The following is a 16,090-nucleotide window of genomic DNA, read 5'->3' as shown; positions in this document are numbered from 1 at the left end:
ATGGCCAAGCACAGAAGCGGCCTGCGCTTCCAGCCCAGCGGCGGCGCCCGCAACGCCGGCGTGCCGGTGGGCAAGAAGCAGCGCCTGCGCATCGAGCGCCTGGCCCATGACGGCCGCGGCATCGCGCACCTGGAAGGGCGCACCTGGTTCGTCGCCGGCGCGCTGCCCGGGGAAGAGGTCGAGGCCCGCGTGCTGGCCGCGCGCAGCCAGGTGGTGGACGCCCGCGGTGAACGCATCCTGGCCGCCGCGCCGGAGCGCCGCGCCGAGCCCTGCACGGTGGCCGGCAAGTGCGGCGGCTGCACCCTGCAGCACCTGCCCCACGCCGGACAATTGGCGCTCAAGCAGCGCACCCTGGCCGAGCAGCTGCAGCGCTTCGGCGACATCGTCCCGGAAGAGTGGGCAGCGCCCCTGGCCGGCCCCGAATTCGGCTACCGCCGCCGGGCCCGCATCGCCGTGCGCTGGGATGCCAAGGCCCAGCGCCTGGAGGTGGGGTTCCGCGCCGCCGCCAGCCAGGCCATCGTTGCCTTCGACGACTGCCTGGTGCTGGTGCCCGAGCTGCAGACTCTTGCCCGCGCGTTGCCGGCGCTGCTGCAGGGGTTCCAGCGGCCGCGGGCCATCGGCCACGTCGAGCTGTTCCACGGCACCGCCTGCGCCTTGCTGCTGCGCCACACCGAACCTCTGCCCGCCGCCGACCTCGAACGCCTCCGGGCCTTCTGTTCGGCACGGGATGTGCAGCTGTGGCTGCAGGGCGACGGCGAACCGACGCCGGCCGACGGCGAAGGGCGCCTGGGCTACCGCCTGGACGCCTGGGACCTGACCCTGGCCTACCGGCCGGGGGACTTCGTCCAGGTCAACGAGCCGGTCAACGCGGCCATGGTCGCGCAGGCGCTGGACTGGTTGGCCCCCGCACCGGCGGAACGGGTGCTAGACCTGTTCTGTGGCCTGGGCAATTTCGCCCTGCCGCTGGCCCGAAGCGCCGCCTGCGTGGTGGGCGTGGAAGGCGTGCAAAGCATGGTCGCGCGCGCCGCGGCCAACGCCCGGGCCAATGGCCTGGACAACGCCGTGTTCCACCAGGCCGACCTGGCGCAGCCGCTGTCCGCGGCGCGCTGGTTCGCCGGGGACGCGGCCAAGGGATTTTCCGCCGTGCTGCTCGACCCGCCGCGTGACGGCGCGCTCGAGATGGCACGGGGCATGCGTGAACTGGGCGCCGAGCGGGTACTCTATGTGTCCTGCAACCCGGCGACCCTGGCGCGCGACGCCGGCGAACTGGCCCGTCAGGGCTATCGCCTGAAGCGTGCCGGAATCCTCGACATGTTCCCGCAGACGGCGCATGTGGAGGCGATGGCTCTGTTCGAGGTAGGTTAGGACGACCTGCGCAATCCGACCGGCCCACGCCAGAAAGGCCGGCGCAGTCGAGCGGTGTGCCACGGCACACCGTGGGGAAGGGTAGACAAGATGGTACAGGTGAGAGCGCACCAGCCGGTCAACACCGACGGCAGCATCAACCTCGAGGCCTGGCTGGACCACGTCCAGACCCTGGTCCCGGTGCTGGATCGCAAGGTCCTGCTGGAGGCCTGCGAGTTCGCCCGCGAGGCCGAGAACAAGGCGGTCAGCCAGGTGGAAGCCGCCTGGGCCGATGGCACTTCGAGCTTCCAGACCGGCCTTGAGATCGCCGAGATCCTCGCCGACCTCAAGCTGGACCAGGAGTCGCTGGTGGCCGCGGTGATCTACCGTGGCGTCCGCGAGGGCAAGGTCAAGCTGGAGGAAGTGCAGCAGCGCTTCGGCCCGGTGGTGGCCAAGCTGATCGAGGGCGTGCTGCGCATGGCGGCGATCAGCGCCAGCCTCAACCCGCGGCAATCCATGGTGCTGGGCACCCAGGCGCAGATCGAGAACCTGCGCAAGATGCTGGTGGCCATGGTCGACGACGTGCGCGTCGCGCTGATCAAGCTGGCCGAGCGCACCTGCGCCATCCGCGCGGTGAAGAACGCCGACGAGGAGAAGCGCATGCGCGTCGCCCGCGAGGTGTTCGACATCTATGCGCCGCTGGCGCACCGCCTGGGCATCGGCCACATCAAGTGGGAGCTGGAGGACCTGTCCTTCCGCTACCTGGAGCCCGACCAGTACAAGCAGATCGCCAAGCTGCTGCACGAGCGCCGCCTGGACCGCGAGCAGTACATCGCCACCGTGATGCAGCAGCTCAAGGACGCCCTGGCCGCCACCGGCATCAAGGCCGACCTGTCCGGCCGCGCCAAGCACATCTACTCGATCTGGCGGAAGATGCAGCGCAAGGGCCTGGACTTCAGCCAGATCTACGACGTGCGCGCGGTGCGCGTGCTGGTCCCGGAGATGCGCGACTGCTACACCGCGCTGGGCATCGTGCACACCCTGTGGCGGCACATCCCCAAGGAATTCGACGACTACATCGCCAACCCCAAGGAAAACGGCTACCGCTCGCTGCACACCGCGGTGATCGGCCCCGAGGGCAAGGTGCTGGAAGTGCAGATCCGCACCCACGCTATGCACGAGGAAGCCGAGTTGGGCGTGTGCGCGCACTGGCGCTACAAGGGCACCGACGTCAAGTCCGGCTCCAACCACTACGAGGAGAAGATCTCCTGGCTGCGCCAGGTCCTGGAGTGGCACGAGGAGCTGGGCGACATCGGCGGCCTGGCCGAGCAGCTGCGCGTGGACATCGAGCCGGACCGGGTGTACGTGTTCACCCCCGACGGCCACGCCATCGACCTGCCCAAGGGTTCCACGCCGCTGGACTTCGCCTACCGCGTGCACACCGAGGTGGGCCACAACTGCCGCGGCGCCAAGATCAACGGGCGCATCGTGCCGCTGAACTACAGCCTGCAGACCGGCGAGCAGGTGGAAATCATCACCGGCAAGCACAGCGGCCCGAGCCGCGACTGGCTGAACCAGAACCTCGGCTACGTCACCACCTCGCGGGCGCGGGCGAAGATCGTCCACTGGTTCAAGCTGCAGGCCCGCGACCAGAACGTCGCCGCCGGCAAGGCCATGCTCGAACGCGAACTGGGGCGCCTGGCGCTGCCGCCGGTGGACTTCGAGAAGCTGGCCGAGAAGGCCAACTACAAGACCGGCGAGGACCTGTTTGCGGCCCTAGGCGCCGGCGACCTGCGCCTGGCCCACGTGGTCAACTACGCCCAGGCGCTGGTGGAGCCGGAGCGCGGCAACGAGCAGCTCGAACTCATCCCGCGCAAGCCCAGCCGCCTCGGCCACGGCAAGCGCGGCGACATCCAGATCCAGGGCGTGGGCAACCTGCTGACGCAGATGGCCGGCTGCTGCCAGCCACTGCCGGGCGACCCGATCGTCGGCTACATCACCCTCGGCCGCGGCGTCACCATCCACCGCCAGGATTGCGCCACCGTGCTGCAACTGGCCGGCCGCGAGCCGGAGCGGATGATCCAGGTGAGCTGGGGCCCGGTGCCGGTGCAGACCTACCCGGTGGACATCGTCATCCGCGCCTACGACCGTTCCGGCCTGCTGCGCGATGTGTCCCAGGTACTGCTCAACGAACGCATCAACGTGCTGGCGGTGAACACCCGCTCGGACAAGGACGACAACACCGCGACCATGCGCCTGACCATCGAGATCCCCGGCCTGGATTCCCTGGGCCGCCTGCTGGCGCGCATCTCGCAGTTGCCCAACATCATCGAGGCGCGGCGCGACCGCGCGGGTGGCAAGGATGTATAAGCTCGACGACCTGCTGTACCTCATGGCGCGCCTGCGCGACCCGCAGCACGGCTGCCCCTGGGACCTCAAGCAGGACTACGCGAGCATCGCCCCCTACACCATCGAGGAGGCCTACGAGGTCGCCGACGCCATCGAGCGCGGCGACTTCGACCACCTGCGCGAGGAGGCCGGCGACCTGTTGTTCCAGGTGGTCTACTACGCCCAGCTGGCCCGCGAGGAGCAGCGCTTCGACTTCGACGCGGTGGTCCACGGCATCACCGCCAAGCTGGTCCGCCGCCATCCCCATGTGTTCCCCGACGGCGACCTGTACGGCGAACCCGACGCGGCGAAGCTGGCGGAAGCGGCGGTGAAGCAGCGCTGGGAAGAACTCAAGGCCGAGGAGCGCGCGGCCAAGGCCGCCGAGCCGGTGCAACTGTCGCTGCTGGACGACGTGCCGGTGGCGCTGCCGGCCCTCAGCCGCGCGGCCAAGCTGCAGAAGCGCGCCGCCCAGGTCGGCTTCGACTGGCCGGAAGCCCTGCCGGTGGTGGACAAGCTGCGCGAAGAGCTGGACGAAGTGCTGGAAGCCATGGCCGACGGCGACGCCGAAGCCCAGGCAGAGGAGATCGGCGACCTGCTGTTCGTGGTGGTCAACCTGGCCCGGCACCTGAAAGTCGACCCGGAAACCGCCCTGCGCGCGGCGAATGGCAAGTTCGAAAGGCGCTTCCGCTACATCGAGACCACCCTGCGCGACCAGGGCCGCAAGGCCGAGGAGTGCAGCCTGGAAGAGCTGGATGCGCTGTGGGGCGAGGCCAAGCGGGAGGAGACGAATCCGCTGGGGTGTGGTTAGTTCGCCGGCGTTACGAAAAAAGCCCCGGTTCGCCGGGGCTTCTTGTAGGAGCAACTGTCTTGCTCCGAGGCGCTCTTCGTAGGATGGGTTGAGCTTGCGATACCCATGCTGCCGTGGTGATGGGTATCGCTTCGCTCAACGCCATCCTACGAAAGGCCGTGCTTCCCTGGAATCGTAGAGTCTCATCCGCGAATCGCGCCGGCACCTCCTACGTGAACATCCAGCGAATCAGCAATACCAGCAACAGCACCGCCAGAATCGGCCGACCGATGCGGTAGGCCTTGGGATAGCGCCGCTTGAACTTCTTCACCTGAGCACCCACGCCGTTGCCGATACGAATCAGCACCGAGTAGGCCTGGTTGATCCCGCCGACGCGCTCGCCCTCGACGTTCTGCGGCGCCGTGGCGCGGCCGAGAAAGGCGCTGACGCGGCGGTTGATGCGCGTCAGCAGCGGCGACTTGAGCGGACGCTCGACGTCGCAGAAGAGGATCAGGCGCGATTCGTCCGTCTCGTTCTTCACCCAGTGCACGAAGGTCTCGTCGAACATCACGTCCTCGCCGTCGCGCCAGGCGTAGGGTTGGCCGTCGACGAAGATGCGGCAGGCGTCCGAGTTCGGCGTGGCCAGGCCCAGGTGGTAGCGCAGGGAGCCGGCGTAGGGGTCGCGGTGCTTGTTCAGGTGGCTGTTCGGCGGCAGGCGGGTGAACATCGCGCCCTTGACGTTGGGGATGCTGCTGACCAGCTCCACGGTCTTCGGGCACAGGCGCTGCGCGGAGGGCAGGGGGCCGTCGTACCAGGTCAGGTAGAAGCGCGTCCAGCCCTTCTTGAAGAAGGAGCCGAAGCCCGCCTCGTTGTTGTTCAGGGCGTCGCGGATGTAGCCCTCGTCGAACAGCTGCTCGGCTTCCTCGCGGATCATCTGCCAGTTGTCGCGCAGCTTGTCGAGTTCCGGGAAGCGCTCACGGTCCAGGTAGGGCTTGGAGGGTACGCTGGAGTTCAGGTACATCAGCGAGTTGTACGGGGCGAACCAGGCCGAGTGGTTGACCACCTGGCGCAGGAACGGCAGGCGTACCTTGCCGCGCAGGTGCACGTAGAGAATGGCGATGAGGAAGATGGCGAGGATCGCGAGGACGAGGAGCTTGATCATGGGATGGCGAGTCCGCCCTGTTTGGCTGAAAAACGGCCGGCCACTTGCGCAACGCCGACACAGGCCCGAGGATTATACCCTCAGCGCGCGTCGCCGCTGAATTTTCCGCCACGTCAGAATTGTCCTGCGTCATATTCGCAGGCTGTCGGAGAGTCGTTAGCCAATGAGCATGTCATTGCGTGACCAGTTGCTGAAAGCCGGGCTGGTCAACGAAAAGCAGGCCAAGCAGGCCAGCAAGCAGAAGCAGAAACAGCAGCGCCTGGAGCACAAGGGCCAGGCCGAGAAGGACGACAGCCAGCGCCAGGCCGCGTTGCAGGCCCAGGCCGAAAAGCTGGCCCGCGACCAGGAGCTGAACCGCCAGCAGCAGGAGAAAGCCGAGAAGAAGGCTCGCGCCGCGCAGGTCAAGCAACTGATCGAAGGCACCCGCCTGCCCAGGATGGAGGGCGACGACTACTACAACTTCGTCGACGCCAAGAAGGTCAAGCGCATCGCGGTGAACGCCCTGATCCGCGACAAGCTCAGCCGCGGCAGCCTGGCCATCGTCAGTTACGACGGGCGCTACGAGATAGTCCCGCGCGATGCCGCGCTGCGCATCCAGGAGCGCGACGAGCGCCGCGTGGTGCTGCTCAACGAGCCCAGCGGCGAGCCGGACGAGGACGATCCGTACAAGGACTACGTGGTGCCCGACGACCTCATGTGGTGACAGCTGCGGAAACGAAAAAGCCGGGCGGATGCCCTAATGCCAGTCAGTTAAGCTGACTGGCATTTTCATTTTCGTGTCGAATATTTTGCTGGTCGCTGCTTCACCGTTCTCGGGAACCAGCGATCAGGTCGCCGATGAGGTAGGACATACTGCGCCGCTGAGGCCTGCAAATCTGCCAGAAATCCTGGCAAGTTACCGGGATGGTTCAGCGACGTGCCATGCAGCAAGCCCAGGATTGCCCAACTGCAGGCGGTAAAACTCATTTCGCATGGGTATACCCCCGGGCACTGCCTCGACATCTGTACCATCTGATAACGTAACAGGTTGTAGCCCAGCAGCACGCCCCACAGTTCTTGCGCAATCATCTCCGGAGTCTTGCTTCTCAGGGTGTATTCGCCGCCCAAAAGTCCTTGCTTGATCTCCCGATAGCCCAGTTCGATTTCCCAGCGCTGACTGTAAAGATCGACGATCTCATCGCCAGGGAAACGCAGCGGATCGGTCATTGAGGTCAAGACGCTCACCACCTTTCCTTTGATCGTTTTGCTCAGCAACCTCGCTCGAATTTCCAACGGCAAGTCTGGCCATTGTTTGCGAGCCTGAGGCGATGTACGCAGAACGACCTGGGCATCATTGCGCCCAAGCTTGTGCTCTACCTCATACTGAGTGCCCTTTTTCAAAGGGATCAGCCAGTGTCGATGCTCGCCGTGCGATTGCCAGTGATGCAGCAAGCCCAACGAGTAGAAACCTTTGTCGAACAGGGTCAACGAATGATTCGGCGTGGTGGCGATCAGCTGTTCTGCCAGCTTCATTTCGCTACTGTGATAGCCCTCGAAAGTGCTGCTTATCAGTAGATGGCTGGTCAGCTCCATCTGACAGACCATCCGAACTTGAGGAAAGCTGCCGTCACCATGCTGGTTGGTCGCGCTGCCGTAGCACGCACGATTTTCTGCGGTATCAGGCGTATTCCAGACAACGCCGTCCACGCCAAGCAGCGTCAATCCCAACCACTGCGGATGTTTGGTTTCTTCGTGCCATCGCTGCTGGGTCAGCGTAAAGACTTCGCGTACAGCTTCGCTACCCAGCCGCTGCCGCCCTTGCACAACAGCGCTGGGCGCCACCAGCGGCCGCTTGCCCGGTAGCATGATGTCCATGTGGTTCACGACATCCCAAGCCGACATCCGGCGGAACAACGCCATGCCGATGATGCACCACACCAGGCTTTCAAGCGGAAGACGACGCTTGCGAATGGTCGAGACACCTGCAGTCTCGAAAGCCTGTTTCACGATGTCTGGATCGAGCAAAGCTCCCAGCCCCTCCAGCGCATGAGGCCGCGATGCCATTTCGTGAGTGAGGGACAGGGCTTGTGACAGGCGCATAAAAAATCCGATGCTCGTTTCCAAGCATCGGATTTTGCGGCCTGCAGACTAAAGGTCAATGTGTCAGCCTTAACTGACTGGCATTAGGCGGATGCCCGGCTTTTTTCATGCTGCCCGAGGTTACGAGCCCTTGACCTGCCTGCCGTCGACGGTGCCGTCCTTGAGCATGATCTGGTACTCCTTGCCGTCGGTCTCCTGCTGGTACAGGCGCACCAGCAGGTAGTCCCAGTCCTTGGCGAACCAGAGGACGGTCTTGCGGTTGCTCTTGGTCGGGTCGCGCACGCGCTCGACCTTGATGGCGTCGATCTGGCCGGCCTGGGTGGCGACCTTCTCCTCGCCGAGCACGCGGAAGTCGTAGGTATCGGTGTCGGTACCCTCGATCACCTGATAGCTCATGCTCTTCTTGCCGACGGCGACGTCGTGCTGCAGCACCAACTGGTAGGTGGACTTGTCGAGCTGGCCGCGGTTCAGCGGCAGGCGCACGGCGTCGCCTCGGTCGCTGCCGGTGACCTGTTTCTGCGCCCAGTCGAACTGCAGGTCGGTGGACTTGTTCTTGCCCAGGCCCTCGCGGGCCCAGTGGTAGGTCTGCGGCAGATAGGTGTCGCCTTCGACCTTGAAGGAACTGCTCTCCTTCAGGCTGGCGAGCAGCATGGAGGCCTGGAAGTCGAGTTCCCAGTTGCCGCCGTCGCCTTGCTTGAGGCTGCGGGAAGCGGTCCCGCTCAGCGGCATCTGCTTCCAGTCCGCGGTGTAGCTGGCCTCGAACGGCTTGATCTGGAACGAGGCGGCATACGCCGGCAACGTCAGCAGGGCCATCAGGAACAGCAGGACTCTACGCATCGCGAATCTCCTAGGTTCGGAACGGGTAGCCGGTGGCCGGCAACGCCTGGCCATCCAGCATGGCGCCTCGCTCGCCCAGGCGCAAACGGCCTTCGGCGAACCAGCGCATGGCCAGCGGGTAGATCAGGTGCTCCTGCACGTGCACCCGCGCGGCGAGCGTCTCCGGCGTGTCTTGCGACTCTACCGGGATTGCCGCCTGTACGACCAGAGGGCCGCCGTCGAGTTCCTCGGTGACGAAATGCACCGAGCAGCCATGCTCGGCGTCACCGGCCTCCAGCGCCCGCTGGTGGGTGTGCAGGCCCTTGTACTTGGGCAGCAGCGAGGGGTGGATGTTCAGCAGGCGGCCGTGGTAGTGGCGCACGAAGGCCGAGCTGAGGATGCGCATGAAGCCGGCCAGGACCACCAGGTCCGGGGCGTGGGCGTCGATGCGGCGGATCAGCTCGGCGTCGAAGGCTTCGCGGTCGGCGAAGCCCTTGTGGTCCAGGACCTCGGTGGCGATGCCGGCAGCGGCGGCGCGCTGCAGGCCGTAGGCGTCCGCGCGGTTGGAAATCACCGCGCGGATGGTTGCCGGCGTGGCGCCGTCGGCCAGGCTGTCGATCAGTGCTTGCAGGTTGCTGCCGGAGCCGGAAATCAGCACCACGACATTGCAAGGACGGGACATCAGTGGCCTTTCAGGTTGTTCAGCACCACGCGTTCGGCGTCCGCTGCGCAGGCGTCGATGCGGCCGATGACCCAGGGCTGCTCGCCGGAAGCGCGCAGGGAGGCGAGGGTGGCCTCGACCTGGTCCTGGGCGACGCAGATGACCATGCCCACGCCGCAGTTCAGCACGCGGTGCATCTCGTGCTCGTCGACATTGCCCTTCTCCTGCAGCCAGTCGAACACCGCCGGGCGCTGCCAGCTGGCCACGTCGATCACGGCCTGGGCGTTGTCCGGCAGTACGCGCGGGATGTTGTCCAGCAGGCCGCCGCCGGTGATGTGAGCCATGGCCTTGACCGCGCCGGTCTGCTCGATCAGCTGCAGCAGCGGCTTGACGTAGATGCGCGTCGGCGCCATCAGCAGGTCGGCCAGGGGCTTGCCGTCGAGTTGGGTGGCCTCGATGTCGGCGCCGGAGACTTCGATGATCTTGCGGATCAGCGAGTAGCCGTTGGAGTGCGGGCCGGAGGAGGGCAGGGCGACCAGGGCGTCGCCGGCGACCACCTTCGAGCCGTCGATGATCTCGGCCTTCTCCACCACGCCGACGCAGAAGCCGGCCAGGTCGTAGTCCTCGCCCTCGTACATGCCGGGCATCTCGGCGGTTTCACCGCCGACCAGCGAGCAGCCGGCCAGCTCGCAGCCGGCGCCGATGCCGGTCACCACGGTGGCGGCGACGTCGACGTTGAGCTTGCCGGTGGCGTAGTAGTCGAGGAAGAACAGCGGCTCGGCGCCGCAGACCACCAGGTCGTTGACGCACATGGCGACCAGGTCCTGGCCGATGCTGTCGTGCTTGTTCAGGTTCAACGCCAGGCGCAGCTTGGTGCCGACGCCGTCGGTGCCGGAAACCAGCACCGGCTGCTTGTAGCCGGCCGGGATCTCGCAGAGCGCGCCGAAGCCGCCCAGGCCGCCCATGACTTCAGGACGCGCGGTGCGCTTGGCGACGCCTTTGATGCGTTCGACGAGGGCTTCGCCGGCGTCGATGTCCACACCGGCGTCCTTGTAGCTCAACGAGGGTTGCTTGCTGCTCATGTATCCAGGCCTGTAGAAAGGAGTGATTCGTCTGCCGGCCGCGGCGCGAAGGATTCGCGGCGACCTCGCGGGAGGCGCGGGATTTTATCAGGCTTGCCCGGCAGCGGCCATCTCGCGCTGTTGCCGCTGACCGGAGGGCTGTTTAAGGTATAGGCCTTCCGGAGGGGCTTGCCAGGTGCCGTTCCCTTCCTTACTCCGTTCGTCGAGAGCCTGTCATGCGATTTACCGCCCGCCTGTTGATCCTCTGCCTGTCGTTGCTCAGCCTGCCGTCCTTCGCCGCCGCGCTGGGCAACCTCTACCAGGTGCACGAGCCGGTGGCCTCGCAGCAGCCGGACGAGCGCAGCGCCGGCCTGTCCCGCGCGCTGCAGACCCTGGTGCTGCGCCTGACCGGCGATGCCCGCGCCGCCCAGAGCGGCGCGCTGGCCGGCTACTTCAAGGACCCGCAGCAACTGATCAGCCAGTACGGCTACGAGAACGGTCCGCCGCTGGCCCTGGTGGTGGACTTCGACCCCGCCTCGGTGAACAACGCCCTGCGCCAGGCCGGCCTGCCGGTCTGGGGCGCCAACCGTCCGAGCCTGCTGACCTGGTGGCTGAACGAAAGCGCCGCCGGCAGCAGCCTGGTGGGCGACAGCCAGGAAGGCGCCGCGCCGCTCAACCGCGCCGCCCAGCGCCGCGGCCTGCCGCTGCTGCTGCCGATGGCCGACCTCTCCGAGCAGGGCGTGGGCACCGCGCAGAACATCACCGCCGCCCAGCCCGACGCGCTGCGCGCCGCCTCCGAGCGCTATTCCGCCGACGGCCTGCTGGCGGTCGACGCCAAGGAAGACGGCGGCAAGTGGCAGGCGCAATGGCGCCTGTGGCTGGGCGACTCGCGCGAACAGGGCCAGGTTCAGGGCGACAGCCCGGACGCCTTGGCCGACGCCGTGATGCTGGCGGTCAGCCAGCGCCTGGCGCCGCGCTTCGTCGGCGCGCCGGGCGCGGCCAGCGCCCTGACCCTGCAGGTGCAGGGCGCCAACCTCGAACGCTATGCCCAGTTGCAGAAACTGCTCGACCCGATGGGCGCGAAGCTGGTCCTGGCCCAGGGCGACAACCTGCAATACCGCCTCAACGCCAGCCCCGACCAGCTGCGCGCCCAACTGGGTCTGGCGCACCTGCAGGAGGCTCCGGCCGAGCCGGCCGAGCCGGCGCTGGACGCCAACGGCCAGCCGCTGCCGGCGCAGCCCGCGGCGCCGAGCAACGTCATGCGCTTCCGCTGGTAATGACGCCGTGGGTGGGCCTGGCGCCGGATTCGCAGTATGCTGCGCCTCCGGCGCCTTTTCGGATGCGCCAAAATGATGATTTGGTTACACTTTTGATCCGTACGGCTTCACTGTAAGCGTTTTCGAAGAAAAGCCCCGCCCGGCATGAAACAACCTATGCAGCTCCCCCTGGGCATCCGTCTGCGCGACGATGCCACCTTCGCCAACTTCTACCCCGGCACCAACGCCGCGGCGCTGGGGTATGTCGAGCGGCTGTGCGACTGCGACGCCGGCTGGGCGGAAAGCCTCATCTACCTGTGGGGCGTCGAGGGCGTGGGGCGCAGCCACCTGCTGCAGGCGGCCTGCCTGCGCTTCGAGCAGTACGGCGAGACCTCGGTGTACCTGCCGATGGCCGAGCTGGTGCAATACGGTCCGGCGATCTTCGACGATCTGGAACAACTGGAACTGGTCTGCCTCGACGACATCGAGGCCCTGGCCGGCCTGCCGGAGTGGGAAGAGGCGCTGTTCCACCTGTTCAACCGCCTGCGCGACGCCGGCCGCCGCCTGCTGCTGGCGGCCTCGATGCCGCCGCGCGAATTGCCGGTCAAGCTGCCCGATCTGAAGTCGCGGCTGACCCTCTCGCTGATCTTCCAGCTGCACCCGCTGACCGACGAGGAAAAACTCCGCGCCCTGCAACTGCGCGCCTCGCGCCGCGGCCTGCACCTCACCGACGAAGTCGGGCGCTTCATCCTCACCCGCGGCGCGCGCAGCATGGAGTTCCTCTTCGACCTGCTGGACGAACTGGACAAGGCCTCGCTGCAGGCCCAGCGCAAGCTGACCATCCCCTTCCTCAAGGAAACCCTGGGCTGGTAGGCCCCTTCGGGGGAGCTGCAAGCCATAAGCTGCAAGTTATCCGGAGCCGTACGCTCTTTGCCCTACGACGTTGCGCCGGGGCTTTTCGTAGGATGGGTCGAGCTTGCGAAACCCATGCGGTCATGGCGATGGGTATCGCTTCGCTCAACGCCATCCTACGGGTCTTGTGTTTGCCGGAGGGCGTAGGCGGATGAGATCCGCTCCTACGCTGTGCCAACCACACCGTTCCCCTGTAGTTTCGTAGGATGGGTTGAGCTTGCGAAACCCATGCGGTGGTGGTGATGGGTATCGCTTCGCTCAACCCATCCTACGGGGCTCGGAGTGCCCGGAAACAGGCGCTCCGTGACCGAACCCGAAGCGCGCCGGGGACCAAGGCCAAACGGCGGATAACGCCATAGGCGTTATGCGCCCTACGCTCAGCTGTGGCTCGGCTCTTCCTTGTGCCCCGTCAGCTCATGCAGGTACTTGCGCGACAGCTGCAGGAAGCGCGGGGTAGGGCCGACGTCCTCGTAGAGCGGGTCGCCCTGTTCGTCCAGCGCCACCACCTTCTGCCCCTTCACGTAGGGGAAGCTCGCCTCCAGCTCTTCCAGGGCCGAGCCGACCAGTTCGCCGAGCAGTTCCTCGACGCTGCGCTTGGGGTACATGTCGTGCAGCGCGGCCAGGCGCGCGGCGGTTTCCACGTCCAGCGGGATGCTGTAGCTGTGGCTGGTCATGCGCCCCCTGGCGTTCTGTTCCCAATGGCGTACCAGATCGCGGATCTTCATGTTCACCTCATGGGCCGGCTCGTGGCCGGCGGGGAAGACGGCCCTTTTGGGGCCGCCGGGAAGAATTTCCCGAATCCTTCGGGATCACATCTAGCCTAGACGCTGTCGGAGCAGGATCGCGGGCGTTCGTCGCACGCTTGTCAGTGAGTGTCGCCAGGCGGCACTGTAAGAGAATCCAGACACGGAGAACCCCCATGGCGGATATCGACGCGCGCCTGCGCGAGGACGTGCACCTGCTGGGCGAACTGCTCGGACAGACCATCCGCAACCAGTACGGCCAGGCCTTCCTCGACAAGGTCGAGCTGATCCGCCAGGGCGCCAAGGCGGCGCGGCGTGGTTCTGCCGAAGGCGCGCGGCAGCTGGCGGCGGCCCTCGACGGCCTGGGCGAGGACGAGCTGCTGCCGGTGGCGCGCGCCTTCAACCAGTTCCTCAACCTGGCCAACATCGCCGAGCAGTACCACCGCATCCGTCGCCGCGGGCCGAAGGAGCCGCAGCCCTTCGAGCAGCGCGTGCTCGGCGAGTTGCTGGGGCGCCTGCGCAAGGCCGGCGTGGAGCCGGCGGAACTGGCGCGCCAGGTGGCGCAGCTGGACATCGAACTGGTGCTCACCGCGCACCCCACCGAAGTGGCGCGGCGCACCCTGATCCAGAAATACGACGCCATGGCCGCGCAACTGGCGGCCAAGGACCACACCGACCTGCTCCCCGAAGAGCGCGAGCAGGTGGACACGCGCCTGCGCCGGCTGGTGGCCGAGGCCTGGCACACCGACGAGATCCGCCGCACCCGGCCAACGCCGGTGGACGAGGCCAAGTGGGGCTTCGCGGTGATCGAGCATTCCCTCTGGCACGCCGTGCCCGACTTCCTCCGCCACGTCGACGAGACCCTGCAAAGCTGCACCGGCCAGCGCCTGCCGCTGCAGGCCGCGCCCATCCGCTTCGCCTCCTGGATGGGCGGCGACCGCGACGGCAACCCCAACGTCACCGCCACCGTCACCCGCGAGGTGTTGCTGCTGGCGCGCTGGATGGCCGCCGATCTCTACCTGCGCGACGTCGACAGCCTGGCTGCCGACCTGTCCATGCAGCAGGCCAGCGAGGAGCTGCTGGCGGAAACCGGCGAGGTGGCCGAACCCTACCGCGCCCTGCTCAAGCAACTGCGCGAACGCCTGCGCGCCACGCGGGCCTGGGCCCAGCGCGCGCTGAGCGAAGACGAGGTTGCACCCGAGGCGGTGCTGCAGGACAACCGCGAGCTGCTGGCGCCGCTGGAGCTGTGCCACCGCTCGCTGCACGCCTGCGGCATGGGCGTGATCGCAGACGGCGCGCTGCTCGATAGCCTGCGCCGCGCCGCCACCTTCGGCCTGTTCCTGACGCGCCTGGACATCCGCCAGGACTCCGGCCGCCACGCCGCCGCCCTGAGCGAGATCACCGAGTACCTGGGCCTGGGCCGCTACCAGGAGTGGGACGAGGCGGTGCGCCAGGAATTCCTCCTGGAGGAACTGGGCAACCATCGCCCGCTGCTGCCGGCGGACTACCAGGCCAGCGCCGACACCGCCGAAGTCCTGGCCACCTGCCGCGTGGCGGCTGCCGCGCCGGCGGCCTCGCTGGGCTCCTACGTCATCTCCATGGCCGGCCAGCCGTCCGACGTGCTGGCGGTGCAACTGCTGCTCAAGGAGTGCGGGTTGCGCCGGCCGCTGCGCGTGGTGCCACTCTTCGAGACCCTCGACGACCTGGACAACGCCGGCCCCTGCATCGACCGCCTGCTCGGCCTGGACGCCTACCGCGAAGCTCTGGCCGGGCCGCAGGAAGTGATGATCGGCTACTCCGATTCGGCCAAGGACGCCGGCACCCTGGCCGCCGCCTGGGCGCAATACCGCGCCCAGGAAGCGCTGGTGGACATCTGCCGCGCCCATGGCGTCGAACTGCTGCTGTTCCATGGCCGCGGCGGCACCGTCGGGCGCGGCGGCGGCCCGGCCCATGCGGCCATCCTCTCGCAGCCGCCGAGCTCGGTGGCCGGGCGCTTCCGCACCACCGAACAGGGCGAGATGATCCGCTTCAAGTTCGGCCTGCCCGGCATCGCCCGGCAGAACCTCGACCTCTACCTGGCCGCGGTGCTGGAGGCCACGCTGCTGCCGCCGCCGGCGCCGGAGCCGGCCTGGCGCGAGGAAATGCAGCGCCTGGCCGCCGATTCCCTGGCCGCCTACCGCCAGGTGGTGCGCGAGACGCCGCAGTTCGTCGACTACTTCCGCGAGGCCACGCCGGAACAGGAACTCGGCCGCCTGCCCCTGGGCAGCCGCCCGGCCAAGCGCCGCCAGGGCGGCATCGAGAGCCTGCGGGCCATCCCGTGGATCTTCGCCTGGACGCAGACGCGGCTGATGCTGCCGGCCTGGCTGGGCTGGGAGACCGCGCTGTTCAACGCCATCGACCGCGGCGAGGGCAGCCTGCTGCAGCGCATGCGCGAGCAGTGGCCGTTCTTCCGCGCGCGCATCGACATGCTGGAGATGGTCCTGGCCAAGGCCGACGGCGAAATCGCCCAACTCTACGACGAACGTCTGGTGCAATCGGAACTGCGACCATTAGGTGCGCATTTACGCGACCTATTGTCGCAGGCGCTGCGCGTGGTGCTCGGCCTGACCGGTCAGCAGCGCCTGCTGGCGCAGGCCACAGAGACGCGCGAATCCATCGCCGTGCGCAACATCTACCTGGACCCGCTGCACCTGCTCCAGGCGGAGCTGCTGGCCCGTTCCAGACGCTGCGAAGGCGACGCCTGCGGCGGTCTGGAACAGGCCCTGCTGGTGACGGTGGCGGGCATCGCCGCGGGGCTGCGCAACACCGGTTGAGCGGCCCCGGCCACGACTTTCCGGTGGCTTGTGCGCTCAGGGTGCGCTGTGTATCTTGATCAGCCTTT

At 67.2% G+C, this 16,090-nt stretch carries 13 protein-coding genes; 7 read left to right on the top strand and 6 right to left on the bottom strand.

Going from position 1 to position 16,090, the window contains the following annotated elements; all coding sequences use genetic code 11:
• The 3 genes from rlmD to mazG all read left to right on the top strand — a co-directional run bounded on the left by rlmD (position 1) and on the right by mazG (position 4,540).
• Positions 1 to 1,365 carry a 23S rRNA (uracil(1939)-C(5))-methyltransferase RlmD gene (rlmD, locus tag FG99_RS16950; protein WP_043271273.1) on the top strand — a complete coding sequence of 455 codons (1,365 nt, stop codon included), beginning with the start codon at positions 1 to 3 and terminating at the stop codon, positions 1,363 to 1,365.
• A gap of 90 nt (positions 1,366 to 1,455) precedes the next feature.
• Positions 1,456 to 3,714: a GTP diphosphokinase gene (gene relA, locus FG99_RS16945; protein WP_009616890.1), complete on the top strand. Its 2,259-nt coding sequence runs from the start codon at positions 1,456 to 1,458 to the stop codon at positions 3,712 to 3,714.
• Positions 3,707 to 4,540: a nucleoside triphosphate pyrophosphohydrolase gene (mazG, locus tag FG99_RS16940; protein ID WP_043271271.1), complete on the top strand. Its 834-nt coding sequence runs from the start codon at positions 3,707 to 3,709 to the stop codon at positions 4,538 to 4,540. Before relA ends, mazG begins: the two co-directional genes overlap by 8 nt.
• Positions 4,541 to 4,748: 208 nt before the next feature.
• On the opposite strand, the gene FG99_RS16935 is transcribed toward mazG, so the two are convergent.
• A complete protein-coding gene (locus FG99_RS16935; RefSeq protein WP_043271270.1) occupies positions 4,749 to 5,681 on the bottom strand; it encodes an aspartyl/asparaginyl beta-hydroxylase domain-containing protein in 933 nt (310 codons plus the stop codon).
• Positions 5,682 to 5,844: 163 nt separating this feature from the next.
• Here FG99_RS16935 and FG99_RS16930 point away from each other — a divergent pair, with 163 nt between their 5' ends.
• Positions 5,845 to 6,384, top strand: a complete 540-nt coding sequence (locus tag FG99_RS16930; RefSeq protein WP_043271268.1) for a DUF2058 domain-containing protein — start codon at positions 5,845 to 5,847, stop codon at positions 6,382 to 6,384.
• A 65-nt stretch (positions 6,385 to 6,449) separates the two neighbouring features.
• On the opposite strand, the gene FG99_RS16925 is transcribed toward FG99_RS16930, so the two are convergent.
• The 4 genes from FG99_RS16925 to purM all read right to left on the bottom strand — a co-directional run bounded on the left by FG99_RS16925 (position 6,450) and on the right by purM (position 10,319).
• Complete coding sequence (locus FG99_RS16925) at positions 6,450 to 7,760, bottom strand: IS4 family transposase (RefSeq protein ID WP_043268243.1); 1,311 nt, start codon at positions 7,758 to 7,760, stop codon at positions 6,450 to 6,452.
• Between the two features lie 120 nt (positions 7,761 to 7,880).
• Entirely contained in the window at positions 7,881 to 8,597 is a 717-nt protein-coding gene (locus FG99_RS16920) for a DUF3108 domain-containing protein (protein ID WP_009616899.1), read from the bottom strand.
• Between the two features lie 10 nt (positions 8,598 to 8,607).
• Complete coding sequence (gene purN, locus FG99_RS16915) at positions 8,608 to 9,258, bottom strand: phosphoribosylglycinamide formyltransferase (protein WP_009616901.1); 651 nt, start codon at positions 9,256 to 9,258, stop codon at positions 8,608 to 8,610.
• Positions 9,258 to 10,319 (bottom strand): phosphoribosylformylglycinamidine cyclo-ligase, encoded by a 1,062-nt coding sequence (gene purM, locus FG99_RS16910; protein ID WP_043271266.1) that lies wholly within the window; start codon positions 10,317 to 10,319, stop codon positions 9,258 to 9,260. Before purM ends, purN begins: the two co-directional genes overlap by 1 nt.
• Before the next feature lie 215 nt (positions 10,320 to 10,534).
• Between purM and FG99_RS16905 the strand changes: the two genes are divergently transcribed.
• Both FG99_RS16905 and hda read left to right on the top strand, forming a co-directional pair.
• On the top strand, positions 10,535 to 11,575 hold the full coding sequence (locus tag FG99_RS16905; protein ID WP_043271265.1) for a DUF2066 domain-containing protein: 1,041 nt from the start codon (positions 10,535 to 10,537) through the stop codon (positions 11,573 to 11,575).
• 144 nt (positions 11,576 to 11,719) lie between these two features.
• Positions 11,720 to 12,427, top strand: a complete 708-nt coding sequence (gene hda / locus FG99_RS16900; protein WP_009616904.1) for a DnaA regulatory inactivator Hda — start codon at positions 11,720 to 11,722, stop codon at positions 12,425 to 12,427.
• 416 nt (positions 12,428 to 12,843) lie between these two features.
• Here hda and FG99_RS16895 read toward each other — a convergent pair whose 3' ends face one another.
• Positions 12,844 to 13,191, bottom strand: a complete 348-nt coding sequence (locus tag FG99_RS16895; protein ID WP_009616546.1) for a hypothetical protein — start codon at positions 13,189 to 13,191, stop codon at positions 12,844 to 12,846.
• Between the two features lie 194 nt (positions 13,192 to 13,385).
• Here FG99_RS16895 and ppc point away from each other — a divergent pair, with 194 nt between their 5' ends.
• Complete coding sequence (gene ppc / locus FG99_RS16890) at positions 13,386 to 16,022, top strand: phosphoenolpyruvate carboxylase (RefSeq protein WP_043271263.1); 2,637 nt, start codon at positions 13,386 to 13,388, stop codon at positions 16,020 to 16,022.
• Positions 16,023 to 16,090 lie beyond the last annotated feature (68 nt).

The sequence above is a fragment of the Pseudomonas sp. AAC genome (assembly GCF_000725445.1).
Taxonomy (GTDB): domain Bacteria; phylum Pseudomonadota; class Gammaproteobacteria; order Pseudomonadales; family Pseudomonadaceae; genus Pseudomonas; species Pseudomonas citronellolis.
This window is presented reverse-complemented; position numbering and strand designations above follow the sequence as displayed.

Coding starts and splice junctions, on each gene's coding strand:
- rlmD (WP_043271273.1), top strand. CDS start 1: ATGGCCAAGCACAGAAGCGGCCTGCGCTTCCAGCCCAGCGGCGGCGCC.
- relA (WP_009616890.1), top strand. CDS start 1,456: ATGGTACAGGTGAGAGCGCACCAGCCGGTCAACACCGACGGCAGCATC.
- mazG (WP_043271271.1), top strand. CDS start 3,707: ATGTATAAGCTCGACGACCTGCTGTACCTCATGGCGCGCCTGCGCGAC.
- FG99_RS16935 (WP_043271270.1), bottom strand. CDS start 5,681: ATGATCAAGCTCCTCGTCCTCGCGATCCTCGCCATCTTCCTCATCGCC.
- FG99_RS16930 (WP_043271268.1), top strand. CDS start 5,845: ATGAGCATGTCATTGCGTGACCAGTTGCTGAAAGCCGGGCTGGTCAAC.
- FG99_RS16925 (WP_043268243.1), bottom strand. CDS start 7,760: ATGCGCCTGTCACAAGCCCTGTCCCTCACTCACGAAATGGCATCGCGG.
- FG99_RS16920 (WP_009616899.1), bottom strand. CDS start 8,597: ATGCGTAGAGTCCTGCTGTTCCTGATGGCCCTGCTGACGTTGCCGGCG.
- purN (WP_009616901.1), bottom strand. CDS start 9,258: ATGTCCCGTCCTTGCAATGTCGTGGTGCTGATTTCCGGCTCCGGCAGC.
- purM (WP_043271266.1), bottom strand. CDS start 10,319: ATGAGCAGCAAGCAACCCTCGTTGAGCTACAAGGACGCCGGTGTGGAC.
- FG99_RS16905 (WP_043271265.1), top strand. CDS start 10,535: ATGCGATTTACCGCCCGCCTGTTGATCCTCTGCCTGTCGTTGCTCAGC.
- hda (WP_009616904.1), top strand. CDS start 11,720: ATGAAACAACCTATGCAGCTCCCCCTGGGCATCCGTCTGCGCGACGAT.
- FG99_RS16895 (WP_009616546.1), bottom strand. CDS start 13,191: ATGAAGATCCGCGATCTGGTACGCCATTGGGAACAGAACGCCAGGGGG.
- ppc (WP_043271263.1), top strand. CDS start 13,386: ATGGCGGATATCGACGCGCGCCTGCGCGAGGACGTGCACCTGCTGGGC.